Genomic DNA, 24602 nt, shown 5'->3' with positions numbered 1-24602 from the left:
TTATAATTAGGCCACGGAGGTGATTCCATGCTAGCAAAAGTGGTCAAATATCGGTGGCAGTATCTCATGATTGCACCGGCCGTTGTCCTTCTTTTCTTATTCAGCTACATCCCGATGGCCGGCATACAAGTAGCGTTCAAGGATTTCCACATCGGCCTTACGATCTGGAACAGCCCTTGGGTGGAGTTTGAAAATTTCTCCTTTCTGCAGGATGACCAGTTCTGGGTCGTGGTCCGAAACACGCTCTGGATCGCGCTGCTGAAGTTTGTGTTCGGCTTTCCGGCGCCGATTCTGCTGGCCCTGCTTATTAACGAAGTGCGGCACAGCGGATTTAAACGGTTTGTCCAATCCGTCAGTTATCTGCCGCATTTCTTTTCCTGGATCGTGGTAGCGTACATTCTGCAGTCGATGCTGACGCTGGACGGTGGGCTTGTGAACCAGTTCATCACGAATCTTGGCGGCCAGCCGATCTTTTTCCTCGGCTCGACGGAATGGTTCCGGCCGATGATTGTGGTCAGCGGTTTATGGAAGGAAGTCGGGTGGAACACGATTCTGTATCTGGCGGCGATCACGACCATTGACCCGCAGCTTTACGAAGCGGCGCGGGTGGAGGGCGCCGGCCGGTTGGCTCAGATGCGGCACATTACGTTCCCGGGCATCCTGCCGACGGTTTCGATCGTACTCATCCTGAGCATGCCAAGCCTGATCGCCGTCGGAATGGACCAGATTTACCCGCTGATGAACCCGGCCATCCAGCCGGTTGCGGACGTGCTGGACACGTATATTTTACGCAACGGCCTGCAGCAGGGGTACTTCGGAACGGCAACTGCAATCGGCCTGCTTTCTTCGGCGATCAGCCTGCTCCTCGTATTGTTTACGAACCGCATTTCCAGACAACTGAACGGAGAGGGGCTCTGGTAAAAGATGAAACTATCCGCTAGTGAACGCACCGGCCAGATCCTGATCATAGTTCTCCTCAGCTTGCTGTGCGTATCGGTGCTGTATCCCTTTCTCTACATGCTTGCGATCTCCCTGAACGTGGGGAGCGACGCGGCTAACGGCGGTGTGTATTTATGGCCGCGCAAGTTTACGTTATACAACTTCGAGGTCGTGCTCGGCAATGCGGTGATCCAGCATGCCTATCTCATTACGATTCTGCGTACGATGATCGGCACGATTGCCGGGCTGCTTGTTACCTTGCTCGCCGCATTTGGACTTTCGTACCGCGGACTGCCGCTGCGGGGAACGCTGCTGGGCTACGTGCTCATTACGATGCTGTTCAGCGGGGGGCTTATTCCTTTCTACATTCAGTTATATAATTTGTCGCTGGTCAACACGTTTTGGGTGTATGTCATTCCAAGCGCGTTCTCGGCCTGGAACATGTTTGTCATGCTGAAGTTTCTCCAGGGCATTCCCGATGCGCTGATTGAATCGGCTGAACTGGACGGGGCAGGTCCGCTGCGGGTGCTGGTGTCCGTTGTGGTGCCGCTCTCCCAGCCGATGCTGGCCGCACTGGGTTTGTTTGTCGCCGTCATGCATTGGAACGACTGGTTTGCCGGGGCTTTCTTTGTTTCGGACCAGAACCTTATCCCGGTCCAGACCTTCCTTCAGCATCTGTTGTCCGCACAGGACATCTCGACGGTGCTCGGCTCCAATAACAACATCGAGTCGCTGGCCAGAGGCAGCATGCTGGAGAACATCACCCTCATGTCGATCAAGATGGCGACGGTGATGATCAGCGCCATTCCGATTTTGTGCGTCTATCCTTTTTTGCAGAGATATTTTGTCAAAGGCGTGCTGATCGGTTCAGTGAAGGGGTAGGCATTGTCGACTTCTTTAATCGGTTATGCGGCAACTAGAAACACTCCATAGATCAATAGAAACAGAAAGGGGTTAACAACGTATGAAATGGCTTGGCAAAAAATCCAAGGTCGCCGGCGCATTTTCGCTAGCCCTGCTTATCCTGGCGATGACCGCCTGTTCAGGCGGCCAGTCGGCCTCAAATGCGGGCTCGCAGGCAGGGAACTCCGCTGACGGGGGAGACTCCAAATCGTTTAAGCTGTGGCTGGGCTGGAACATTACGGTTAACAACGACAGCATGGTCCAGACGTATTGGCGGGAGCACGAGCCGGGCATCGACGTAAAGCTGGAGGCCACGCAGGGCGATGCCTTAACCGCACTTAATCTGAAGCTGAATGCCGGCGGTTTTGAGGATGCGGCCGTGTTTGGCCGCAGCGACACCATTGATTCGGCCATGGCCCGCTCGGGCAGCGTGCTGCCGCTCGAGCAATATTTCAACATGCCCGATAAATATCCAGGGCTCGCTTCCATTCCGAAGGTTTATCTGGATGCCATGAAGGATGCAGACGGTCATATCTGGTCGATTCCGACCTGGTTTGATCAGAACCCGGATGATCCCTGGCCGGGCTGGGCTTCGCTTGGATGGTTTATCCGCAAGGATGTGCTGGATCAAACAGGGATGACTAAGGACGATCTAAAGACGATCGAAGGCGTGGAGAAATATCTTAAAGCGGCTTCCCAGCTAACCGACGCTTCGGGCAAAAAGCTTATTCCGCTCAGCTTTCTTTCGGACGCTAACGACGAGAGTGTAATTTTAAGCACGTTTGGCGTATCTACGGCTACCGCCGGAGGTGTCATTCCAGTAGAGAAGCAAGGCGACGGCTACCAATTTATTTATGACGATCCGCAATATAAAGAGGCTTACAAATGGATGAACAAAATGTACCGCGAAGGATTTATCGACCACGAAGCCATTACCGACAAAAAGGAACGCTACAAGGAAAAAAACAAAACCGGCCGCATAGCCATGAACGTAGGCGGATTTTTTAACATGGACGCTTCCCTGTGGGAGGTGCTGGACGGACCTACGGAGCCGGCCTGGTATTATGAAACCATTCCTTATCCGAAGGTAGAGGGCGTGGACCAGATCGGCGCCAATCAGATCGTCAACCCTTACCCGGCGGATGATGTTTATATCAGCAAAAACACTAAAAATCTGAACGCGATCCTTACGTTCCTTGATTACATGCTGCAGCCGAAGCCGGAACAGCAGCAGGTGGCGGACAGCGGGCCAGCCGGCGTGTTCTGGGACTGGGTTGACAAGCCGCTTGGCAAATGGCAGTATACGGACGCCAAATTCCAGGAGCTTCATGATTCGGGCGACGCCGCGAAAAAGGCGAGCACAACGCCGGAGCTGTACGCTCTCTCTTCATACAGCAACACCTGGTATCCTTGGTGGAATTATGCCGTTACTGAGCCTAAGGGCCGTCAGAAGACGATTGATTTCTCCGAGGAAATTGGGAAAATGGGCGGCATCAGGGTGGCCGAACCGGCCGATAGGGTCAAAGCCAAACCCGGCGGTTTATGGGAAAAATATTTGCCCGAGCTTGAGAATGTTCGCGTAGAATACAAAGCAAAGCTGATGATGGCGGATAGCGATGCGAAGTTCGAGTCGGCCTGGAAAGACTTCCAAGCCGCGCTTGAGAAACGGGCTCATTGGAGCGAGCTTAAGGCCGAATGGAATGAAACGTTCCAGGAGGAGAGCAAGTCCTAATTTATTATCGGTAAAAAGCTTCCGGGGGAGCTGCCTGAAATAGGCGGCTTCCCTTTGCGGCTGAATGCGGCCGCGGGCCTGAATGCTGCTTGCGGCATGAGAAACGGACGGCGATAGACCCCAACTATTGTACGGGCGAGGGGAGATGGCGGCCTTGAGATTGTGGCTGGAGAAAATGATCTTAAAACTGATGCACCGGATGAACCTGCAGAGCAAAATTCTGGCCATGTATGTCCTTATTTTGCTCCTGCCTACCCTGCTGCTCGGCGGCGGAGCCGTTTATCTTGTCATTCGCAGCTTTACGCAGAATTATCTGGTGACGGCCGACGAAATGGTGCGGCAGACGGCGCAGATCGTTGATTTCAGCAAACAAAGCTATGATCTGCTGGCGGTAAGAACGGCGACGGACGGTGAATTAATCTCAAGGCTTGGCCGTGAATATACGGACATGCCCGAAATTGTAGATACGGTGAATTATGTCGACCGGACGTTTCTCATTACGAGCAAATATTTGCCCGGCATTGCCGACTTCCGGATCTATCACAACAATGACACCCTGGTTCAGGACGGCCAGCTGCTATGGCGGCCCGAAGACCGGATGCTTGCAGGCATGAACGAAAGCTCCTGGTATGAAGAGGGGACGAAGGCATCCGCTCCAATCCGCTGGAGCAATGCGCCCGCCAACCTGAAGCAGAACGTTATCACGCGAAAAATCATTGGACCCGGCGGCAATCTGCTTGGCCTGGTCTATATTCTGCTCAATTACGACGCCGTGTTCGGCGAACTGCTCGACCGGCCTTTTAAGGGAACCGGCAGCTTGTACATCGTGGATGATTCCGATCATATTCTGGCTGCGTCTGACCCGCAGAGTATCGGCCTCCGCATCCAATTGAAGGACTGGCCGGGTTCCGAAGAAGGAGGGCAAGGCCAGCAAAGCGGGCAGGGCGGGGAGATACTCGACCTGAGCCACAGCAAGGATCTGCAGATCGTCAAGCCGCTGTCTTCCGGCTGGCACGTCGTCGCTTTAATCCATATGAAATATATGGATGGGCAGTCCAGGACCATTCTGCTGCTCATCGTGGGCATCACCGTCCTGTTCCTCCTGCTGTCCATCTCGCTTATGATGACGATCGTAAATAATATTGTCCGGCGCATCCGCAAGCTCGGCACGCGGATGAGCGATGTCTCCCGCGGAGAATTCCAGGTGAAGATCCGCCATCAGGACAAAGATGAGCTTGGCGATCTCGAAAGCGTCTTCAATTCTATGTCCGAACGGCTCGGCAAGCTGGTAGAGGACATCCGGCAGGCGGGACTGGCCGAGAAGGAGCAGGCCTTCAGGGCGCTTCAGGCCCAGATTAATCCGCATTTTATCTATAATTCCCTCGGCCTGCTGCGCTGGCGTGCACTGGACGTGAAGGACCAAGAGCAGATCCGGATCATCGATGCCCTGACGACGTTCTACCGGCTTACCCTGAACAACCGGATCAGTTTAATCAGCATCCGCGACGAGCTTGAGCATGTCAGGGCGTATCTGGATATCTGCCAGTTCCGTTACCCGAACCGCGTGCGGCTCGAATGGGACATCGACGAATCCGCGCTGGACTGCTACACGGTGAAGACGGTGCTTCAGCCGATCGTCGAAAATTGCTACCAGCATGGCGCTATTATCCGGAGGCCCGATGCGGTCATCCGAATCTCCGTCCTCAGGCAGGGGGAGCGGATCCTTATGTCGGTTTGCGACAACGGCCAGGGGATTCCCGAGGCGACGCTGCAGGCGCTCCGCCGGGGGGAACGCGCCGGCAAAGGCAACGGCTTCGGAACAGGCAATATCCGGGAGAGACTGGGACTCTATTTCGGCAGCGGAGCCTCGTTAGAGATTGATAGCGAAGAGGGAAGCTGGACGCAGGTAACGCTCGTATTCCCGGCATCCGTTTCTCCGCCGACAAGCAAGGGGGTTATGTAAATGCTGAAAGTGCTTATCGTCGATGATGAACCTTTTAATCTGTACGGGCTGGTCAGCAATATTGATTGGCAGGAACACGGCTATGAGACTCCCGTCACCAGTGAATCGGGGGAAGAGGCGATGAAACTGCTGGAAGGGACGGCCTTTGATGTGCTGATCTCCGACGTTTCCATGCCAGGCATGAACGGCATTGAGCTTGTGGCCGGAGCCAAAAAGCTGCATCCGCATCTTCAGGTGCTGATGATCAGCGGCTACAACGAATTCGAATTTGTCCAAGATGCCATTCATGTCGGCGCCCAGGCTTACGTGCTGAAGCCGCTGAAGCTGGAGGAAGTAACCGGCAGGCTGAAGACTTTCCGGGAGACGCTGGAGAAGATGCGCCGGGTGGTCGAACAGACGAATGAACTTGAAAAAAAAGTGTCGGGCAGCATGAAGCTGATCAAGGAACGTTTCGTGCTGGACCTCATCACGCAGGGCGCGCAGGAAACTGTCTTCTCCTGGGAAGGCCTGCTCGACGTTCCCGAGCTTACGGAAGGGTTCCAATTGATCGTGTTTTCACTCGATTCTTTCCTTTCCTCCGGAAAAACCGCCAAAGACCGGATGCTGATCGCTGCCAGCTTCAAACAAACGGTTGAGATCAGCCTGAACGATGTGGAGGCTATTTACCTTGCCCATGTCACCTCGGACGAATATGTGGCTCTGCACCTGAATCCGACTCTACAGGACCGGGTCCATGTGGAGAAGCAGCTGCCGTTCATTCAGAACCTGATGGATGAGCAGTACGGCGCTTCCGTTACCGTAGGGTGCAGCCGGACGGGAAGCTCTTGGGAGGAAGTGGATTTATGCTACAGGGAGATCAAATTTGCGATGGCCGAAGCGCGTCTGATCGCGGACGGCCAGATCGTCCGGTACGAGGACGGCAACCCCAGAGAATTCAAAGACTACAGGCTGCGCGAGGAATTAATGCCGAACCTGCTGAAATTGATGGAACAGGGAGAAGCCGCCGCCGTCGCTGCCTATTTGAATCGGGTGCTGGATGTCCTGCTGCTGCAGGAAGCGGCATCGTTTTCTTACGTGCAGGCTTTTGGCATGAGCTTTCTCAGCGAACTGATCCGGAAGCTGAAACGGCCGGAGGAACCGAGCGGGGAAACCAATATGGTCATGTGGAGAAGGATGCTCGACTGCGGCAGCGCCGAGCAGATTATCGGTTTAATCATCGAATACGTGGATGGCTACATGCAGGTGGAGAAGAAGCGGCACCACCAGCAGCACAATCTCATCCGCCGGATTGCGGCCTTCATTGAAGAACGGCTGCAGGAGAACTGGACAGTTAAGCAGCTTGCAGAGCAGTTCAGCCTGAATGCCAGCTATTTGAGCGTTTTATTCAAACGCGAGATGGGCAAAACGCTCTCCGAATTTATACAGGAAACCCGGATTCAGCGGGCTCGCAAGCTGCTTCAGGACCCGAATATTAAAGTGTACGAGGTGGCTGAGCAGGTCGGCCTGCAGACGACGGCTTATTTTACTTATCTGTTCAAGAAAACGGTCGGCTGTACCCCTCAGGAATACCGGGACTATCATTACGATGCAAATGAAGATTGAGACATCAATATTTTGCTATATAACAAAGGATCCGTCAGAAGGCGAGGAGAGATGATTTCATGGCAATCATATACAAGGAACAGCAGCAGCTATTTGAGCTTCGAACCCACCGGACCACTTATTTATTTGGCATCAACGAAAAAGGAACAGTCCAGCATTTGTATTGGGGAGAGCCGGTTGAAGCGGAGGAATGCTCGTTTCTGCTGAAAGGGCGCTCGCACAGCTCGTTTGATATGGACGTGGACCGGGAGACGGAGGAGTTTGGCGGCTGGGGCGGCAGCCATTACGCCGAACCCGGACTAAAGGTAGCGTTCAGCGACGGAGTCCGCGATCTGGCGCTGCAATATTCGGGATATGAGCTGAACGGTGAAAATGAACTGACAATCCGTTTGCAGGACAGCCATTATGCGTTTCGCGTCGATGTTCATTACCGGGTTGTCCCTGAATTTGACCTGATCGAGCGGTACGTTCGACTTTATAACGATGAGGAGCTGCCGGTCCGGGTGGACCAGGCGATGGCCGCGGTCTGGTCCGTGCAAGCTCTGCCGGCCTACCGGATGACCCATGTGGCCGGACGGTGGGCAGGAGAGTTTCAGCTGCGGCAGGTCCCGTTAACTGAAGGGAAAAAAACGATTGAATCGCGCCGGGGATTCACCGGGCCGCATGCGAACCCCTGGTTTGCCATAGACGACGGCCGGTCAGACGAGACCCAAGGCAGGGTCTGGTTCGGCGCGCTTGGCTGGAGCGGCAACTGGAAGATCGTGGCCGAGAAGACAATCTTCGGCCATATTCGGATCGTGGGCGGCATCCACGATTTCGACGGAGCCTTTTCGCTCGCCCCGGGTGCTTCTTACACGACTCCTGTCTTTGTCGGCGGATTTACGTCCAGCGGTTTCGGAGGTATGAGCCGGCTGCTGCACGGATATGAGCGGGCTCATGTGCTGCCTTCGGGCCGGCACCGGCAGGTTTTGTATAATTCATGGGAAGCGACTGAATTTCATGTCCAGGTGCAAGAGCAGATTAAGCTGGCACGCCGCGCAGCGAGGCTTGGCGTCGAACGATTTGTCGTTGACGACGGCTGGTTTGGACAAAGGCACAGCGACCGGGCAGGACTCGGCGACTGGTATGTGAATCCCGAGAAGTTCCCTAACGGGCTTCAGGAGCTGATTGGCGAAGTGAAGTCACTTGGCATGGAGTTCGGCTTGTGGGTCGAACCTGAATCAGTGAACCCGGACAGCGATTTGTTCCGCCGGCATCCGGATTGGATTTACCGCTTCCCTACCCGGGAAGGGACACAGCTCCGCAATCAGTTCCTGCTGAACCTGGGCCTGCCCGAAGTGAAGCGGTTTGTGCTTGATTTCATAAATGAGCTGCTTTCTGCTTATGACATCAAATTCGTGAAGTGGGATATGAACCGGACAGTGACGGAGCCTGGAGCGGGCGATCCGGATTTCCCGGTATGGCTGAAGCATGTCGAGAACCTGTATGCGATCTGGGCAGAACTCCGGGAGACGTTCCCGGACGTCGAGTTAGAGACCTGCGCAGGCGGAGGGGGCCGGATTGACCTCGGTATTCTGCGTTATGCGGATCAGGCCTGGATCAGCGACAACACGGACGCACGCGACCGGCTGGAAATCCAGGAGGGTTTCTCGTACGCATACAGCCCGTCAATCATGATGTGTTGGGTAACGGAATCGCCAAACGGTTTCAATGGCCGCAGCCTGCCGCTTTCCTACCGCTTCCACAGCTCTATGATGGGAGGACTTGGCATCGGCGCTGATATCGGCAGATGGTCGGAGGCGGAAATGGAGGAAGCCGGAAGATGGGTAGCGCTTTACAAGGAGATCCGCCCCATTGTGATGGAAGGAGAGCAGTACCGGCTTGAGCCTTTCGGGCGTTCTAATTTGGCGGCGTATCAATACGTCAGCCGGAACGGCGAAGGGTCCGTTGTGTTTGCCTTCCTGCAGTCGCAGCATTTCGGCGAGGAAATCCGGCGTCTTCGCTTGCAGGGGCTGGAACCTGCTGCTGCTTACGAAGTTCGGCTCGGCAACCTTGACCCGGTTGTCCTGCATGGTTCGACCCTGATGAATGCCGGTTTCCCGCTGAAGCTGCGCGGCGATTACGCAAGCGAGCTGATTCGGATTCAGAGAAAGTAATCAGAACTGAAAACCTCATTTTATCGCTTTCGCCAACCCGCCTGCTGCGGGTTGGCTTTTTTAGGTGTGATTGTCCAGAAGAACTTGTTCGCAAAAATGTGCGGCTGCGGAGGACGAGCGGGCATAAGCCAATTTATGGCGGCACAGGTTAGCCGTCCATGCCTGGAGTTTAGCCCTCCGCATATAGTTATAAAGACTTAATGAACACCCATAGATAAGGATGTGTGCCGTGAACAGATCTATGCAGCAAGCCCGAGAGAACGCGTTCCGGCAGGGCAGGATGGAGGGGTATCGACTCGGGGGATGCCGTGCCGTGATGGAAAGGGTAACGCCTGCAGGGCCGGAGAGAAGCCGCTTACGCATCCTGTATGTGCCTCAGGGGTTTCCGACCATCGACCATGGATTGATAGAAGCCTTGAAACAAAGCGCTGCAGAGTTCGCTTCTGCGGGACCGGCCGAAATGCTGGAAACCGCGCAGAGCTGGAAGCCTGATCTGGTGCTGGTGCTGAACGCACTGCATGTCTTTCCGCCGGAGCATGCTGCTCATATCGATCAGCTGCGCTCCTGGGGAATCCGCACGGCCGTGTGGTTCGTGGATGATCCGTATTTTACCGAGTTTACCCTGGATCTTGCCCGGCATTTTGATTATGTCTTTACCCATGAGAAGTCCTGCGTGCCCTATTATGAGGCCGGGGGATGCAAAGAGGTGCATTATTTGCCGCTTGCCGCCGACCTTGAGCTGTTTACCCCGGTAGAGACTCCGCGTTCTTACCAGTCGGACGTTTGTTTTATCGGTAATGCCTTCTGGAACCGGGTGGCTTTAATCGATGAACTGGCTCCGTATCTGTCCACCAAAAAGGTGGTTGTGGTCGGCTCCTACTGGGATCGCTTGAGCCGCTACAATGAGCTGCGGCCCTTCATTAGAGACGGATGGGCGAACCCGATGGAGACCCGGTTCTATTATAACGGGGCCAAGGTGGTCATTAATCTTCACCGCCCTGCGGAGTACGGCTTGGATAATCACAACACGGCAGGTTTGCCGGGACTGTCCATCAACCCCAGAACCTATGAAATTTCGGCCTGCGGAACCCTGCAGCTGACGGATGTTCGCGAGGATTTGCATGCCTACTACCGCCCCGGCTATGACATCGAGACCTACGGCACCGCCGGGGAGCTTCGAGACAAAATCGAATATTATCTGGGCCATGAGGAGGAAAGGGCGCAAATCGCCTGGAGAGCTCTTTGGACGACAAGAAAGAACCACTCTTACAAAGAGCGCATTGGGCGTATGCTGTCCATCGTGAAGTAAGCCAACAAATTTGAACAAGGAGTGGAACATATGGTGAAAATTCAAAGCTCGAGAAGCAGAGTAAGAAAAAAAAGCAGCACACCGGTTTACTCTTCCCAAACGGTGCTGTCTGCCAGACAGGAAGGAAGAAGCGCCGGCTTGCGGGCCGGCTTTGAAGAAGGATACCTGCGCGGCAGAATGGATGTTATCGCCAGCCAGCCTGCTCCCGTATTCCCGCTTCGCAATATCCACGTAATGTACGTCAGCTCAGGCAAAGGTTTCCCGTATTCTCCTTTTGATGAAGGGATCACCGAAACACTCCGTTCGCTGGTTGCTTCTGTTACCCCGACACTGCCGAATCAGCCGGTAGCCCAGCTTGCGGCAGAGCACCGTCCGGACCTGGTTTTGGTGCTCGATGGTCTGGAAATGCCAACCGACCAAATCGATGCGATTCGGGCCATGGGAATTCCAACAGCCGTATGGCTGACAGATGATCCTTATTATACTGATATGACGTTCCAATTGACTTTGCATTATGACTACGTATTTACGCTTGAACTGAACTGTGTCGAGCATTATCGGCAGCTCGGCTGCCCAAATGTTTATTATCTCCCGTTCGGCGTCCATCCAGGGCATTTCCGTCCCCTGCGCGACCGGGCTCCGGAAGTTCGCAATCTCAGCTTTGTAGGAAGCGGCTATTGGAACCGGGTGCATTTCTTCCAGCCGATCATCGACAAGCTGATGGCGCGGGGGCTTCGAATCAATGGAATATGGTGGGACCGCCTGGTAGAAGCCGACTCTTATGCGGGCCGAATCGAACAAGGCACCTGGCTGGGCCCTCAAGAAACGGCAGCCGTATACAGCAGCAGCAAAATTTCGCTTAATTTGCATCGGTCCTATGATGACGACAGTGTGAACAATAATGCTTCCAAAATACCGGCCGTCTCCCCGAATCCCCGGACCTTTGAAATCGCCGCCAGCGGATCGCTCCAGCTGGTCGATGTCCGCGACGACTTGGCACGTTTCTATACCCCGGGCGTTGAAATTGAAACCTTCTCTTCCCATGACGAACTTCTATCCAAAATCGACTTTTATTTGACTCATGAGGCGGAACGCCGCGAAATAGTTCTGCGTGCGTTGGACCGCACACTGCGGGAGCATACGTACAGCCACCGGCTGAATGAGCTTCTGACCCATATCTTCGGTTAACAGATTTTATGCAGGAAGGAGGTGAACGGTTTCTTCCTTACTTTATGCAGGAAGAACGAAACTTATGGCCCATCAAGCGAAGCTGCTGCTATTTACCCATGTCAGCAATACTCAAAGCATTACCGGGGCAGAGAAAATGCTGCTGCATCTGGCCCTGAAATTATCGGACTATTTCCAATGCGTGCTGGTAGTGCCTCAGGCGGGAGAATTAACCCGTCAGGCAGCCAGATACGGTATTCGCACCCTTCCCTGCCGTTATCCCCTCGTTTATGAGATGTATGCTCCGGGTCCCAATCTGCCGCAGGAAATAGAACAGCTGACGGAAACAGCCGAATTTCATCATTTGACAGCTCTTATGCAGGCGGAGCAGGCAGACCTGGTCTTGACCAACACCTGCGTCAATGTGCTTCCGGCCGCCGCGGCTTCACGCCTCGGCATTCCGGTCATCTGGAACATCACGGAAGCCATAGTCCGCACAGCTTATTTCGGTCACGCGCAGCAGATCATCGACAGCCTGAGCGACCGGGTGCTTGTAATTTCCGAAACAGTCAGATCCCGCTTCCAGGGAGGGATTCCCGGAGAAAAGCTCGGGCTGATTTATCCGTCCTGGGAATGGTCCGATTACCATCCGGGCAGCTGGGACCGTTTGCGGGAAAATAAACGCTCAGAGCTTGGAGTAGGCTCCGGACACCGGCTGCTCGGCTTTATTTCCTCTTTCCTCACCGAAGAGAAGGGGTTTGAACATTTCATTGATACTGCCCTTGAACTATGCAGGGAGCGCTCGGATCTGCGCTTTCTGGTTATAGGCCAGCGGAACAACAAAGTGTTCTATAAACGATGTCTAGACAAATTGAACGAAACCAAATATTTCTCCAGATTCACCTTCATTCCGTACGAAAAAAACGTGGAAGCCGCTTATTGCGCCATGGATATTCTGGTGGTTCCCAGCCTTATGCCGGAGGGCTTTGGCCTGACCGGGCTTGAAGGGATGATCCATGGCAAGCTGACTGCCGCTTATCAAGCCGGCGGACTGGGCGAGGTGCTCGGCGCCTGCGGATTTGGCCCCTATTTATCAGAGATGGGGAACAGAGAACAGCTGACTGCTCAAATTAAGGCGCTGCTTGACCTTCCGAAGGAAACGGCAGCTTCTTTATCCGCCACAGCCAGGGAGCAGGCAGAGGTCCATTTTGGACCGGCTGCGTTTGCTGACCGGCTTCGGTCAGAGGTCCAGACCTGGGCAGCACGGCGTCCTGACCGGCTGTATGTAAATGAAGCGGACGGAAGCCGCGTCTGGTCTTCAGAAACGGGCATGGAAGCCGCCGCCGAACCAGAACCCGCTCCCGAAACGCCGGTGCCGGTTCGGCGGAGGAAACGCCGCCGGCTGCGCCGTTTGCGCTTCAAATATGGGAGCACAAAGGCAAAAAGAAGCCGAAACGTTAGGAGAAGCAGCTCGGCCAGACGCCGGCTCTCCGGACGCCTTACCGCTTCACGCCGCCCTAAACGTGCAGGGGCGAAGCTGTCCGGCAAGTCCAGGAACAGGCTTGGAGCTCCCGGCAAGGGACGCCGGACCAAACGTTAGGCGGCAGGTATCACCTAACCCGAAGGAGTTGACATAATGAAAATCATGACGATCCTGGGGACACGTCCTGAAATTATCCGGCTCAGTTTAATCATTCCGCTTCTGGACCGCTTTGCGGATCGGCATATTCTTGTTCATACCGGCCAGAATTTTACGGTTTCGTTAAGCGGCGTTTTTTTCTCCGAGCTGGGTCTGCGTGCTCCCGATTATGTGCTGCAGGACCGGCAGGCTTCACTGGGCGAGCAGCTTGCGGCGATGTTTGCAGGCATGGAGAACATTCTGAAGCAGGAACGCCCTGACAAGGTGCTGTTGCTCGGGGATACGAACAGCGCGCTCTGCGCGGTGCTGGCAGAACGGATGGGCATTCCGGTCATTCACATGGAAGCCGGGAACCGCTGTTATGACCTTGATGTGCCAGAGGAGAAGAACCGCAAAGTAATTGACGCCATCTCCAGCATTAATATGCCGTACACGCAGCAGAGCAAACAGCATTTAATCCGGGAAGGTGTGCCGGGTCCCCGCATTGTGCTCACCGGGAATCCGATTTATGAGGTTATGAAGCATTATGAACCTCAAGTGGACGCCAGCGACATTCTGGACCGGCTAGGTCTGGCCCCAGGACAATATTTTCTGGTAACGACTCACCGTGCGGAGAATGTGGACCGTCCCGAGCACCTGCTGGAGATTATGAAGGGCCTGAACGCGGTAGCGGAGGAATACGGGCTGCCTTTGATCTGCAGTCTGCATCCGCGCACCCAATCAAAGATGGGGGCTGATTTCAGCCTTACCATGCATAAGCTTGTGCAATTTCATGAGCCCTTTGGCTTCTTTGACTTCGTGAAGCTGGAACGCCATGCCAAATGTGCATTGACGGACAGCGGGACGGTGCAGGAGGAATGCTGCATCATGCATGTTCCTACCGTAACCCTGCGCAAGACAACGGAGCGTCCGGAGACGGTGGACTGCGGAAGCAATATCGTTTCCGGATTAAATGCCCAATCCATCGCCAAGGCGGTACGGATTATGACGGAAAGCGATGTAAACTGGGAAGTTCCGGACGGTTATTTAACCGAGCATGTATCGCAGAAGGTAGTCAAATTTTTGCTTGGAGGGAAAATGCATGTTTAATAATCAGGTTATTTTGGTGACTGGCGGTACCGGATCCTGGGGGTATGAACTGATCAAGCAGCTTCTGCCGCAGAATCCGAAAGAAATCATCATTTATTCCCGCAGCGAATCAACGCAGGTGGCGATGAGCCGGGCTTTTGAGGACCACAGACTAACCTTCAGGATTGGAGATATCCGCGATAAAGAGGCCTTGGCGGCCGCCTGCAAAAATGTGGACTACGTGTTTCACCTAGCGGCGCTGAAGCACGTTCCGGTTTGTGAAGATCAGCCTTATGAAGCGCTGAAGACCAATGTTGTAGGCACGCAGAATGTGATTGAAGCAGCGGTGGAGAACCGCGTCAAGAAGGTCATCTATATTTCGACCGACAAAGCGGCGAATCCATCCAACTTTTACGGCATGACCAAAGCGATCGGCGAAAAGCTGATCGTCTACGCGAATCTGCTCCCTTCGGAGACGCAATTCGTCTGCGTACGGGGCGGGAATGTCCTGGGCACGAACGGAAGTGTCGTGCACCTGTTTATGAATCAAATTAAAAACAAAGGCCAGGTTCGCATTACCGATATGAATATGACCCGCTTCTTCCTTACCCTTCCGGATGCCATCAAGCTGCTGTTCAAAGCTTCGGTGGAAAGCGTTGGCGGAGAGATCTTCGTCATGACCATGCCAACCTGCCGGATTGTGGACCTGGCGGAAGTGCTGATTGAGGCTTCAGGCCGGGAGAACGTGGAAATCATTGAAACCGGCACCCGTCCGGGCGAAAAAATTCACGAAATTCTGATGAGCGATTTCGAAAGCCAGTCAACGGTCGTTTATGACGACGAATATCTGGTCATTCTGCCTACGCTGGACATTCCCAACCTGAAAGACCGCTATAAAGCTTATCCGCTTGTTTCTTTCAGCAGCTTCAGCTCGGATAAAAATCTGATGGATAAAAAGGAGATCAAGGAGATCCTCGTCCGTGGGGGGTTCCTTGAATGAAAATATTGATTTTTGGCGGGAACGGAATGGCCGGGCATATGCTTGTGCAGTATTTCCGGGAATCCACCTCCCATGACGTTTTTTATACGACCCGCGACGCAAGGGATACCGCAGGAATCTTTTTGGATGTTCAGGACCCGGGCATGGCGGAACAGACGATCGCTCTCGTTCGCCCGGATGTCATCATCAATGCGGTAGGCGTGCTGAATCAGTTTGCCGACCGCGATGTGGTTGGCGCCTATGAAATCAACGGTTTGCTGCCGCACCGCCTGCGGCGGGCGGCAGACCGTTATGGGGCCAGACTGATTCACATCAGCACCGATTGTGTGTTTTTGGGCGATAAAGGCTCCTATACGGAGCATGACCAGCCGGACGGCGTCTCGAAATATGCGCAAACCAAAGCGCTTGGCGAGATCAAGCAGGGACGTCATCTGACAATCCGCACTTCCATTATAGGGCCTGAAATCCGGAGTGGAGGAATCGGCCTGATGGAATGGTTTATGAGTCAGACGGGCCGAATCTACGGTTATCAAAGGGTGCTGTGGAATGGTGTAACGACGCTCCAGCTTGCCAAAGTGATCGAGCAGGTGCTGGACCGGCCGCTGTCCGGACTGATCCATCTGGCTCATCCGGAGAAGGTGAGCAAACATGATCTGCTGAAGCTGATGCAGGAGATCTGGGACAAACAGGACGTGGACATTCTGCCGGAGAGAGAGACCGTGCTGGACCGGACGCTTGTCTCCACCCGAAGTGATGCAGCTCTTGATCTGCCCAATTACAGCACCATGTTGTCTGAGCTGGCAAAGTGGATGAAGCAGCATGGCTAAAGAAACGATTCTCATCACAGGGGCGGCCGGGTTCACCGGCCACCATGCCTGCCAGCATTTCGCCGGGCAGGGCTATGAGGTTGTGGGTGCCGTACGGAGTCTGGAAGGGGTTAAGGCGATACCCGGCGTCCGGTATGTGGCCTGTGATTTGAAAGACTATGCGTCTATGCAGAGGCTGGTAGAAGAAGCCCAAGCAGAATATGTGCTGCATCTGGGCGGGAAGAACGCCGTCAAGCAGTCCTGGGAGCAGCCCATTGATTATATGGAGACTAATGTGATGGGCGTCTTGTACCTGCTGGATGCCCTGCGCAGGAGCGGGAGAACAAGCAGAGTGGTGCTGGCCCACTCCCGCCTCCGGTTTCAGCTGACCGATCATCCGGTTCCCAACCATCCCTATGGGCTCAGCAAATCACTCGGGGGCATGGCGGCTTTGTGCTGGGGCCAGCTGTTCGGGCAGGAGGTCATTATCGGAGAACCGGGAAACCTTGTTGGACCGGGTCCTTCGACCGGGATTTGTGCTCTGATCGCCAAGCACATAGCTGCTGAAGAACAGGCATACAGCGGACGCCCTTTCCATTTATCTTCAGGCCTTGAACGGCGTGATTTCCTGGATGTAAGAGACGCAGTCCTGGCCTATGAGCTGCTGCTCAAGCAAGGGCAAAGCGGCGTAATTTACCCGATCTGCTCGGGGAAAGAACGTACGCTGCGGGAAACGGCGCACAGCTTCAGCAGCCTGGCGCAGGTTCCCGTAAGTATAGAGGAAGGGGATGTGTCTGCGATCCCTCAGGCTGGCGAGACGCAAGGGCCTGAGGAACTTATCAAGCTGGGATTCAAGCCCTCTATACCCTGGGAGCAGTCGGTTCATGATATTGTTGCTTATTGGCGCTTTGAGCAGGGTGGGCAACGTTAAGCCAAAAAGGCGAAAGGGGAGGAAAGCTTGAACCTTTATACGGAAGTTTACAACGCCAATTTCATTACGCTGCTCCGGCAGCAATTCCGCTACTGCGTATCCGTGCTGGACGTTGGCTGCGGATTGGGCCTCCTATGGGAACATTATGATTGCAATATTATTGTAGCCATGGATATTCATCGTCCTTATCTTGAGCATCTGCGCAAGACCCCCGCTTTTGTGCTGCCGATCGTAGCAGATGCTCGTGAGATCGGTTCGCTGCTGATGCCGCGGTCGGTTGACGCCGTTGCTCTGATTGATTCCTTGGAGCATCTGACCAAGGCAGATGCCCTTAAGGTACTGGATGATGCGGAGAAGATTGCCCGGCAGCGGGTGGTTATCTTTACGCCGAGAGGTTTCTTTCCACAAGAAAGTCTCGATAACTACGGACTGAACGGGGAGAAATTTCAGACCCATCAGAGCGGCTGGGAGCCGGAGGAATTTATGAAACGGGGATACCGGGTTATTGTGCTTAAAAGCTTTCATAATGCCCAAAATGCTTCTTTTCGTGCCGCATTTGGCGAAGACGCGCCGCCGGTAGATGCGCTGCTCGCCTATAAATTGATTAAAGATGAATAGAGCATTAAATGAACGGGAGGAGGGAGGCTCAAGATGCGTTTTACTTTTCCTATACTGACTTTATGCCAGGGGGGAGCGCAGCGGATGCTTGCCGAACTGACGAACTGGCTGGGGGCAAAAGGCCACGAGGTTACCATTATTATGCCGGCTCAGGGTGTGGTTGAATATGCCATATCGTCCAGGGTGCTTCGTGTGGACCGGAGTGTGCTGAAGGCAGAAGATTTCCCCGATGCGGACGTGATTGTCTCTAATTTCTTCACAACCGTATATCCGGCAGTCGAAGCCAGCGCCCGGAATAAAGGAGTACATGTCCGGCTGGCTTTATGTTACGAGCCTGTTTTTCTGAGCGACAACTTTGCTTCTTTTCCTACCTATTCCATGACTGAACACCTGATAGTTTTATCTCGTTGGCAGCAGCAGCTGATCCAGATGATACACGGAGTCGGCGGCATGATTGTGCCGGTTGGCGTCAGCAGCTTTTTCCACAATATGAATTTCCGGAATCAGCTTGCTCCGGGTCTTCGAATTACGGCGGTTGTCCGAAATGTAACACCAAGCTTCTCCTGGCATAGGGATCAGGAATATTTGCTGTATGAGCTGACAAGGGTCAAACAGCGGTATCCCGACGTTGAAATAAATCTGATCTGTCCGCCAAGGGAATATGAGGAGTCAACGGAGCTGCAGCAATTTGGGGCAAACGGATTGTTCAGAATGGTCACCCCGGCAGATGATATAGAACTAAGATACCTCTACAATATGACCGATATTTTTGTCAGCTCGAGCGTTTACGATGCGGGCGGACTTCCGGGCCTGGAAGCGATGCGCTGCGGTGCGGCTCTGGTCACTTTATATTCCGGGGGAAACGCCGATTACTGCCGTCCAGAGGTTAATTGCCTGATGTCTTATCGCTATGAGAACCGGCTTGGCGAGGATATTTCCCGCCTGATTGTAGACCCTGTGTTTCGTTCACAGCTTGCCGCTACGGGTCAAGCCGATTCCTATAAATTTACCTGGGACAAAAGCGCCGCCGATTTTGAGCATGCGGTAGAAGTGCTGTTGACCCGAACAAGCTGAAGAAGAGGTGATTCGGGGTGGCTCGATTTCAGACGGTCATCGGAAGAGATATGGCTCCGTTCGCAAGTCCGATTCATTTGATTGATGTAGCAGTAGCCAACAATAGGGCAGAGCCTTTCGACGCGTGTATATTGGGGCAAGTGAACGGGAATACCGTATTTCAGTTTGTTTCCCAGGTAGCTCCCTGCCACGAACGGGGTTCGGTCCTGCATATCCGCAATATGGGGATTTATGAACCGATGCTGCTAGTCATTACGACAAGCATTCATCTGCTGCACCATGCTACAATCCGTATTGTATTCCGGGACTCGTCCGGAGAGGTTTTGGGCATGTGGAGCGAACTGAATGTCGAATGGACGGCATCCTAATACAATAATACAAGACAGAAAAAGCATCCCGCTTACATGGGATGCTTTTTCTTGTCTGGTGTATTGTGCTCTGAATGCCTTGGCTAACCTCCCAGGCTTTGAAGCGTCTGGATCAAGGAAACCGCATAAACATCCGGAGACAAATGGGTTTCCAGATGGCGGTATCCGGCTTCGGTCAGCTGCTCGCGCAGAGTCCGGTCCTCCATCAGGCGAAGGGCTTTTTCGATCGCGGAAGCCACATCTCCCAGCGGATAGAAGGTGCCCGTCACATCCGGAATGATAAAGGCTCGGACACCATCCGAATCCGTGCTGAGAACAGGGCAGCGGCAAGCCATGGCTTCCCCTACCGCGTAGCCGAAGCCTTCCATTTTGGAGGTGGAAATCACCATGCCCCCGGAGGCTGCGATCAGCGAATAATGGTAGGACATCTGATCGTTCGGCACGCTGTTTAAGGTATGGAGATTCCCCGCCAGATTCAGCTGCTCCACCAATCCATAGAAAGCGCTGCGTTCCCCCGGGGCGGCCAGCGACTCATCCGTATACATCCGGATCTGCAGATCGGGTTTGTGCTGCAGCAGCCCATAGCAGATAAACAGAAACTCCGACCAATTCTTATTAGGTTCCAGTCTGCCGATCCAGGCGATAATCGGATTTGCAGGAGGGGGGACATCCAGCTTTGGAAAGCGGCTTAGATCAATCATATTCGGAATGACATATCTCGGCGCATTCGGACAGAGAAGATCAAACAACTCGGCCAAATGGGTAGTTGGGGGCATCAGAATACCATTGGTAAAACGTCTGATAAAAGGTTCAGCTTCCAGAACGGTTAAATAGGCATCTTTCCACATGCCGAAGCCCTGTCCCTCGAACAGGATAGGTTTCGTAAACCCTGCTTGCCGAAGACGGTAGGCCATGATGAAATCCGAAGTTGCGATGGCAGCGTCATATTGCTGCTGATTCACAAGGGCGCGCAGCTCTTCATCCGAGCTCGTTATGAACACCGGAACGTCAGAAATATTTTGCAGCCCTGTTCCGGCCTGATTATACAGCAGATGAGCTTCCACGCCGTGCTTGCGGAGAACCCGGCTGCGCATGCGGTTTAACGTTTCCACCCCGCCGCTGGGAATAAAGAACGTAAACAATATTTTCAACGGCCCATTCACCTCTATTCCTTGGAATTTGACGGTTAACAAGCTTCTATAAAATACGTCAAGGCGTCTGCCAAGGTGTGGTCAAGTGCCGGGCAAATGCTAAATTCTTTCTGGATACTCCATCTGGATAAAGGCCATTCTATAGCTGTCACTCATTATGCTTAATGGAAGGGGAATGACCATTTATGCGAGCTTCAAAAACATTGGGTTTATCTCTGTCAGCAGCTCTTGTTGTCGGTATGGTGGGATTGACTGGCTGCGGCCAAAACCATAAGGTGGGCACGCAAGGCGTAAAAAATCAAACGGCTCATCGTTTGAACGTCAATTCCTATGATCAGGGCCAGGATAACTTAAGAAACATGAAGTACAGCCAGGTCCTGAGCAAAAAGGTTACGGAAATAGGCAGCGTTCGTACCGCCCATGTGATGACTTCCGGCAGCGAAGCTTTTGTGGCTGTCAGCTTAAACGGAACCAATCCTTCTTTGGGCGGTACCCGTGCTTCCGGTAACGGAACAGGCATGAACAACAACATGGGTACGACAAATGCAACAGACGGATTGACTGGACCCGGTGCGTTAGGCACAGGCAATGTTACCGGCCGGACCTCTACGCTTGGCCGTCCGATGGGGCAAGGAGTAAATCCGGGGGGAAGCGACTACCGTCCGAATGGCGCAGCAGGTGCAGCCCGTGGACTCGACCACACCAGCAATATCAGCGGGGGAACCAACCCGGCAGCTCGCGGCTATAATCCGAATCCAGGAACCATTTATGATGGAACCCGACTTGGCGGAGGATTAGGGGCACAGGCCGATAACATGCCTTACAGAACTAATGCTGGCAGAGGGTTGTCCACTTATAGCACTAATAACAGCACTATTCCAGCCAATGTACGCAGTGAAATCGAACGAACCGTTAAACGTTCGGCTCCGCACATCCAGCATGTGTATATTTCGGATAACTCCGATTTCGTAAGCCAGCTCGGCAGCTACAGCACAGATGGCGGCATGACTCTGGGCAATAATCCGCTGACGAACGGAGCAAGAAATGTAACTAACGATCTGGGCAACATGATTGACAGCTTGTTCCCTGAACGTTTGAGAAATATGGGCCGCACGAATGCAGGCAATACTGGCATTTTTAATACTACTCCGACCACTAATAACAATCGTTTTGATATGAATCCGAACCGCTAAGCTTAGCATGGCAAAAAAAGAGCATTCCATTCGCGCCAAGCGTCCGGAATGCTCTTTACTTTTAAATTAGGCTTGAACAGCGGTTTGGCCGACAATTTATTGTTCGTTTGCTTGTTTGAGGCCTTTAACCCATACGGACTGAAGCTCCAGTTGATCGTCCACAAGCAGCAAATCTGCCTGTTTGCCGGTTTCGATCGACCCGGTTCGGTCATTGATCCGAATCAGTTTGGCCGGATTGCCGCTGGCTGCTTCCGAAGCGCGTTCAATGCTTAAGCCAACCTCCTGTACCAGGAACCGGAATCCGCGGATCATGGTCAGCGTACTGCCTGCCAGGGTCCCCTCGCTGTCCTTCAGCGTACATACGCCGTCTTTCATAACTACGGGAAGATCGCCGATCATGTAGTCGCCGTTGCCAAGCCCGGCTGCGGACATTGCATCTGTGATCAGGACCAGATTGTGATTGTTTTTGACGGCTGCCAAAACAGAGATGACCGCCGGGTGAACGTGGATGCCATCGGCAATGATTTCGGCGCTCATTTGCGGCGAGCTTAGAAGGGCTCCGGCCGTGCCTGGTTTGCGATGATGCATCGGCGTCATGGCGTTAAAGGTATGGACCGCGTGATGCAGTCCGGCATCGACCGCCGTCATGATCTCCTCATAGGTTGCATCGGTATGCCCTGCGGCAGCAACTATGCCCTGCTTGCGAAGATAAGCAATCAACTCCAAGGCCCCTTCACGTTCGGGAGCAAAGGTAACCTGCTTGATGAGACCCGGATAACGGGTTTCCCATTCCTCAATCCAGTCCCGGTTCGGATGGACAATATGCTCCGGATTTTGGGCTCCCGGCCATTTAGGGCTAATAAAAGGCCCTTCCAGATGTACGCCCTCCAGCTGGGCATAAGGCATCTCGCCTGATTTAAACGTATCGATCTCGGCCAGAACCTGGTCCAAGACATCCTTTGGTGCAGTCATGGTTGTAGCCAGCATGGCGGTTGTTCCTTGAGAACAATGGAAACGGGTAATGGCTTCGATCCCCTGCTGATCCGCGCCGGTGAAATCGTGATGAACTCCGCCGTGGACGTGGACATCAATAAAACCAGGAAGTATATAGCGGCCGTCCGCGTCAACGATTTCCGGATAGGAGGTCCTGCTATGCTGCAAAGCCGATGCTGCGCCGACAAAAGCAATAATCCCGTTCTCAACGGCAACTGCTCCATCTTCAATTATCCCTGTTGGGGTTACGACCTTGCCATGAGTAATAACAAAGGAACGGTTCATCAAAGCAGACGCCCCGCTTCCTGATCGACCAGTACAATCACATTAGGATGTGTCTGCAGCAATGAAGCCGGACAATGCGTCGTTACAGGGCCTTTAAGGGCGCGAGCGATAACCTCGGCTTTCTCGGCGCCTCTAACGAGCAGCAAAATCTGCTTGGCATGCAGGATTGAGGCGATCCCCATCGTAATCGCCTGGGTTGGCACTTCGTCGATAGAGGAGAAAAAACGGGCATTGGCCTGGCGTGTACTTTCATCCAGCGTTACGACATGGGTGAAGCCATGCAATTCGTCGCCAGGTTCATTAAAGCCGATATGGCCGTTTAATCCCACGCCGAGAATTTGCAGGTCAAGCCGTCCGGCCTGCTGGAGAAGCTGCGTATATTCAGCTGCCGCTTGCTCGGGATCAGGCGAAGATCCCATCGGCACATGGGTATTTTCCGGATTAATGTCGACCAGATTAAACAGCTTCTCATCCATGAACCGACGGTAGCTTTCCGGATGATCGGCAGGCAAACCGACGTATTCATCCAGATTGTAGCTTTGAGCTTCGGCGAAACTTACGGAGCCCTCTTTATAAAGCTCCACCAGACGGCCATACACGCCTACAGGCGAGCTGCCTGTGGCCAGGCCCAGCAGGGCTTTAGGATTGCTTTGCAAAAGGCTGGCAATAATCCCGGCTCCAATGTCGTTAAATTGTTCTTCGTTTTGGGCTTTGATAATGTTTGGCATATCTCATTCCTCCAATGATTTAGCGGTAATTGCGGACATTGTGATAAGAATGCTCCAGCTTGGGCACATAATCCTCAAACCTGGAGCTGACCATCCCCATAAACAGGATGTCAATAATATGAAGCTGGGCAATCCGTGAAGCCATGTCTCCGCGGCGCATCCCTTCTTCTAGCGATGAAGAGAACAGCGGAATATCGGCTAGTGATGCCAGGGAGCTGCTGCCGTAATGGGTCAGGCAGATCGTCGTGGCGCCGCTGTCTTTGGCGCATTTGAGAGCGGCAATGGTCTCCGGCGTTTCTCCCGAATAGGAGACGGCGACGGCCACATCGCCGCTGCTCAAAGCTGTGGCTGAGGTAATCTGCATATGCGAGTCCGCAAAGGCGGTGCAATTCTTGCCGATCCGCACCAGCTTCTGATAGAAATCCTGAGCGACGATGGATGAAGTAGCCACCCCGTAAAGGTCGATCCGGCCCGCACCGCACAGCGCTTCAACCGCCCGCTGAAGCTGCTGGATATCCAGCAGCCGGGTCGTATCGGCGATTGACGCTACATGGTTGGATTCCATGGCCGAAGCGATAGTTTGCAGGTCATTGCCGGCGATGACATCCTGGTAAGCGTTCTGCGCAGGCTTCTGGGCCAGCTCGCCGGCCAGCTTCATTTTAAAATCGGGATAACCTTTAAAATGGAAAGCCTTGCAGAAGCGAGTAACGGTCGAGGGACTGGCGCCGCACTGATCGGCCAGCTCCGTAATGCCCAAATGGACAACAGTGGCGGGAGAAGCGAGAATATATTCGCCAATCCGGCGCTCCTGCTGGGAAAGCTGCGGCAGATGCTCCTGCACAGCATGCAGGATAGGAGTAGAAACCGTTGAGATATCGTTCACCTTCCCGTTTTTACATTCGGAAAACATTTTTCGTATTAAATTAATATATAGTGAAAATAATTTTCAAGAATATCTTAGTGCATTTTCAAGGTTG

Annotated in this window: 21 protein-coding genes; 17 read left to right on the top strand and 4 right to left on the bottom strand. The window is 53.6% G+C overall.

Features of this window, described 5'->3' with window-relative positions:
• Positions 1 to 27 precede the first annotated feature (27 nt).
• The 16 genes from AWM70_RS14045 (at position 28) to AWM70_RS13970 (ending at position 19275) form a co-directional block, all read left to right on the top strand.
• Positions 28 to 921, top strand: coding sequence for an ABC transporter permease (locus AWM70_RS14045; RefSeq protein ID WP_068697380.1), 894 nt, complete (start codon positions 28 to 30; stop codon positions 919 to 921).
• 3 nt (positions 922 to 924) lie between these two features.
• Positions 925 to 1821, top strand: coding sequence for a carbohydrate ABC transporter permease (locus AWM70_RS14040; RefSeq protein ID WP_068697378.1), 897 nt, complete (start codon positions 925 to 927; stop codon positions 1819 to 1821).
• 82 nt (positions 1822 to 1903) lie between these two features.
• Positions 1904 to 3574: a type 2 periplasmic-binding domain-containing protein gene (locus AWM70_RS14035; RefSeq protein ID WP_068697377.1), complete on the top strand. Its 1671-nt coding sequence runs from the start codon at positions 1904 to 1906 to the stop codon at positions 3572 to 3574.
• A 145-nt stretch (positions 3575 to 3719) separates the two neighbouring features.
• Entirely contained in the window at positions 3720 to 5537 is a 1818-nt protein-coding gene (locus AWM70_RS14030) for a sensor histidine kinase (protein WP_068697374.1), read from the top strand.
• On the top strand, positions 5538 to 7139 hold the full coding sequence (locus AWM70_RS14025) for a response regulator transcription factor (RefSeq protein WP_068697372.1): 1602 nt from the start codon (positions 5538 to 5540) through the stop codon (positions 7137 to 7139).
• A gap of 59 nt (positions 7140 to 7198) precedes the next feature.
• Complete coding sequence (locus AWM70_RS14020) at positions 7199 to 9295, top strand: alpha-galactosidase (protein ID WP_068697371.1); 2097 nt, start codon at positions 7199 to 7201, stop codon at positions 9293 to 9295.
• A 220-nt stretch (positions 9296 to 9515) separates the two neighbouring features.
• Positions 9516 to 10604 carry a CgeB family protein gene (locus AWM70_RS14015; RefSeq protein WP_237167717.1) on the top strand — a complete coding sequence of 363 codons (1089 nt, stop codon included), beginning with the start codon at positions 9516 to 9518 and terminating at the stop codon, positions 10602 to 10604.
• A gap of 30 nt (positions 10605 to 10634) precedes the next feature.
• Complete coding sequence (locus AWM70_RS14010) at positions 10635 to 11792, top strand: CgeB family protein (protein ID WP_083180310.1); 1158 nt, start codon at positions 10635 to 10637, stop codon at positions 11790 to 11792.
• A gap of 64 nt (positions 11793 to 11856) precedes the next feature.
• The gene (locus AWM70_RS14005) at positions 11857 to 13371 is read left to right on the top strand and encodes a glycosyltransferase family 4 protein (RefSeq protein ID WP_068697367.1); all 1515 of its coding nucleotides are present in this window, start codon (positions 11857 to 11859) and stop codon (positions 13369 to 13371) included.
• Positions 13372 to 13407: 36 nt separating this feature from the next.
• Positions 13408 to 14499 carry a non-hydrolyzing UDP-N-acetylglucosamine 2-epimerase gene (wecB, locus tag AWM70_RS14000; RefSeq protein ID WP_068697365.1) on the top strand — a complete coding sequence of 364 codons (1092 nt, stop codon included), beginning with the start codon at positions 13408 to 13410 and terminating at the stop codon, positions 14497 to 14499.
• Positions 14492 to 15478: a polysaccharide biosynthesis protein gene (locus AWM70_RS13995; RefSeq protein WP_068697362.1), complete on the top strand. Its 987-nt coding sequence runs from the start codon at positions 14492 to 14494 to the stop codon at positions 15476 to 15478. Before wecB ends, AWM70_RS13995 begins: the two co-directional genes overlap by 8 nt.
• Complete coding sequence (locus AWM70_RS13990; protein WP_068697361.1) at positions 15475 to 16305, top strand: dTDP-4-dehydrorhamnose reductase family protein; 831 nt, start codon at positions 15475 to 15477, stop codon at positions 16303 to 16305. Before AWM70_RS13995 ends, AWM70_RS13990 begins: the two co-directional genes overlap by 4 nt.
• Positions 16298 to 17215 carry an SDR family NAD(P)-dependent oxidoreductase gene (locus tag AWM70_RS13985; protein ID WP_068697359.1) on the top strand — a complete coding sequence of 306 codons (918 nt, stop codon included), beginning with the start codon at positions 16298 to 16300 and terminating at the stop codon, positions 17213 to 17215. The genes AWM70_RS13990 and AWM70_RS13985 overlap by 8 nt, the downstream gene beginning before the upstream one ends.
• Positions 17216 to 17242: 27 nt before the next feature.
• The gene (locus AWM70_RS13980) at positions 17243 to 17833 is read left to right on the top strand and encodes a class I SAM-dependent methyltransferase (protein WP_068697357.1); all 591 of its coding nucleotides are present in this window, start codon (positions 17243 to 17245) and stop codon (positions 17831 to 17833) included.
• A gap of 33 nt (positions 17834 to 17866) precedes the next feature.
• Complete coding sequence (locus AWM70_RS13975; RefSeq protein WP_068697355.1) at positions 17867 to 18907, top strand: glycosyltransferase family 4 protein; 1041 nt, start codon at positions 17867 to 17869, stop codon at positions 18905 to 18907.
• A 17-nt stretch (positions 18908 to 18924) separates the two neighbouring features.
• The gene (locus AWM70_RS13970; RefSeq protein ID WP_068697353.1) at positions 18925 to 19275 is read left to right on the top strand and encodes a hypothetical protein; all 351 of its coding nucleotides are present in this window, start codon (positions 18925 to 18927) and stop codon (positions 19273 to 19275) included.
• Between the two features lie 83 nt (positions 19276 to 19358).
• Here AWM70_RS13970 and AWM70_RS13965 read toward each other — a convergent pair whose 3' ends face one another.
• Positions 19359 to 20426 carry a glycosyltransferase family 4 protein gene (locus AWM70_RS13965; protein ID WP_068697351.1) on the bottom strand — a complete coding sequence of 356 codons (1068 nt, stop codon included), beginning with the start codon at positions 20424 to 20426 and terminating at the stop codon, positions 19359 to 19361.
• Between the two features lie 185 nt (positions 20427 to 20611).
• Between AWM70_RS13965 and AWM70_RS13960 the strand changes: the two genes are divergently transcribed.
• Positions 20612 to 21619, top strand: a complete 1008-nt coding sequence (locus AWM70_RS13960; RefSeq protein WP_068697349.1) for a hypothetical protein — start codon at positions 20612 to 20614, stop codon at positions 21617 to 21619.
• 96 nt (positions 21620 to 21715) lie between these two features.
• Here the strand turns inward: AWM70_RS13960 and nagA are convergent, their stop codons facing one another.
• From nagA to AWM70_RS13945, 3 genes are read right to left on the bottom strand one after another with little or no spacing between them, the layout of a single operon-like run.
• The gene (gene nagA, locus AWM70_RS13955; protein WP_068697347.1) at positions 21716 to 22897 is read right to left on the bottom strand and encodes an N-acetylglucosamine-6-phosphate deacetylase; all 1182 of its coding nucleotides are present in this window, start codon (positions 22895 to 22897) and stop codon (positions 21716 to 21718) included.
• Positions 22897 to 23625, bottom strand: a complete 729-nt coding sequence (nagB, locus tag AWM70_RS13950; protein ID WP_068697344.1) for a glucosamine-6-phosphate deaminase — start codon at positions 23623 to 23625, stop codon at positions 22897 to 22899. Before nagB ends, nagA begins: the two co-directional genes overlap by 1 nt.
• Before the next feature lie 19 nt (positions 23626 to 23644).
• Positions 23645 to 24508, bottom strand: coding sequence for a MurR/RpiR family transcriptional regulator (locus AWM70_RS13945; RefSeq protein WP_418303161.1), 864 nt, complete (start codon positions 24506 to 24508; stop codon positions 23645 to 23647).
• Positions 24509 to 24602: the final 94 nt, after the last annotated feature.

Origin of the sequence: Paenibacillus yonginensis, assembly GCF_001685395.1 — a bacterium.
GTDB classification, from domain to species: Bacteria; Bacillota; Bacilli; order Paenibacillales; family Paenibacillaceae; genus Fontibacillus; species Fontibacillus yonginensis.
Note: the sequence above shows the minus strand (reverse complement) of the source record. Positions and strands in the feature narration are given on the sequence as shown.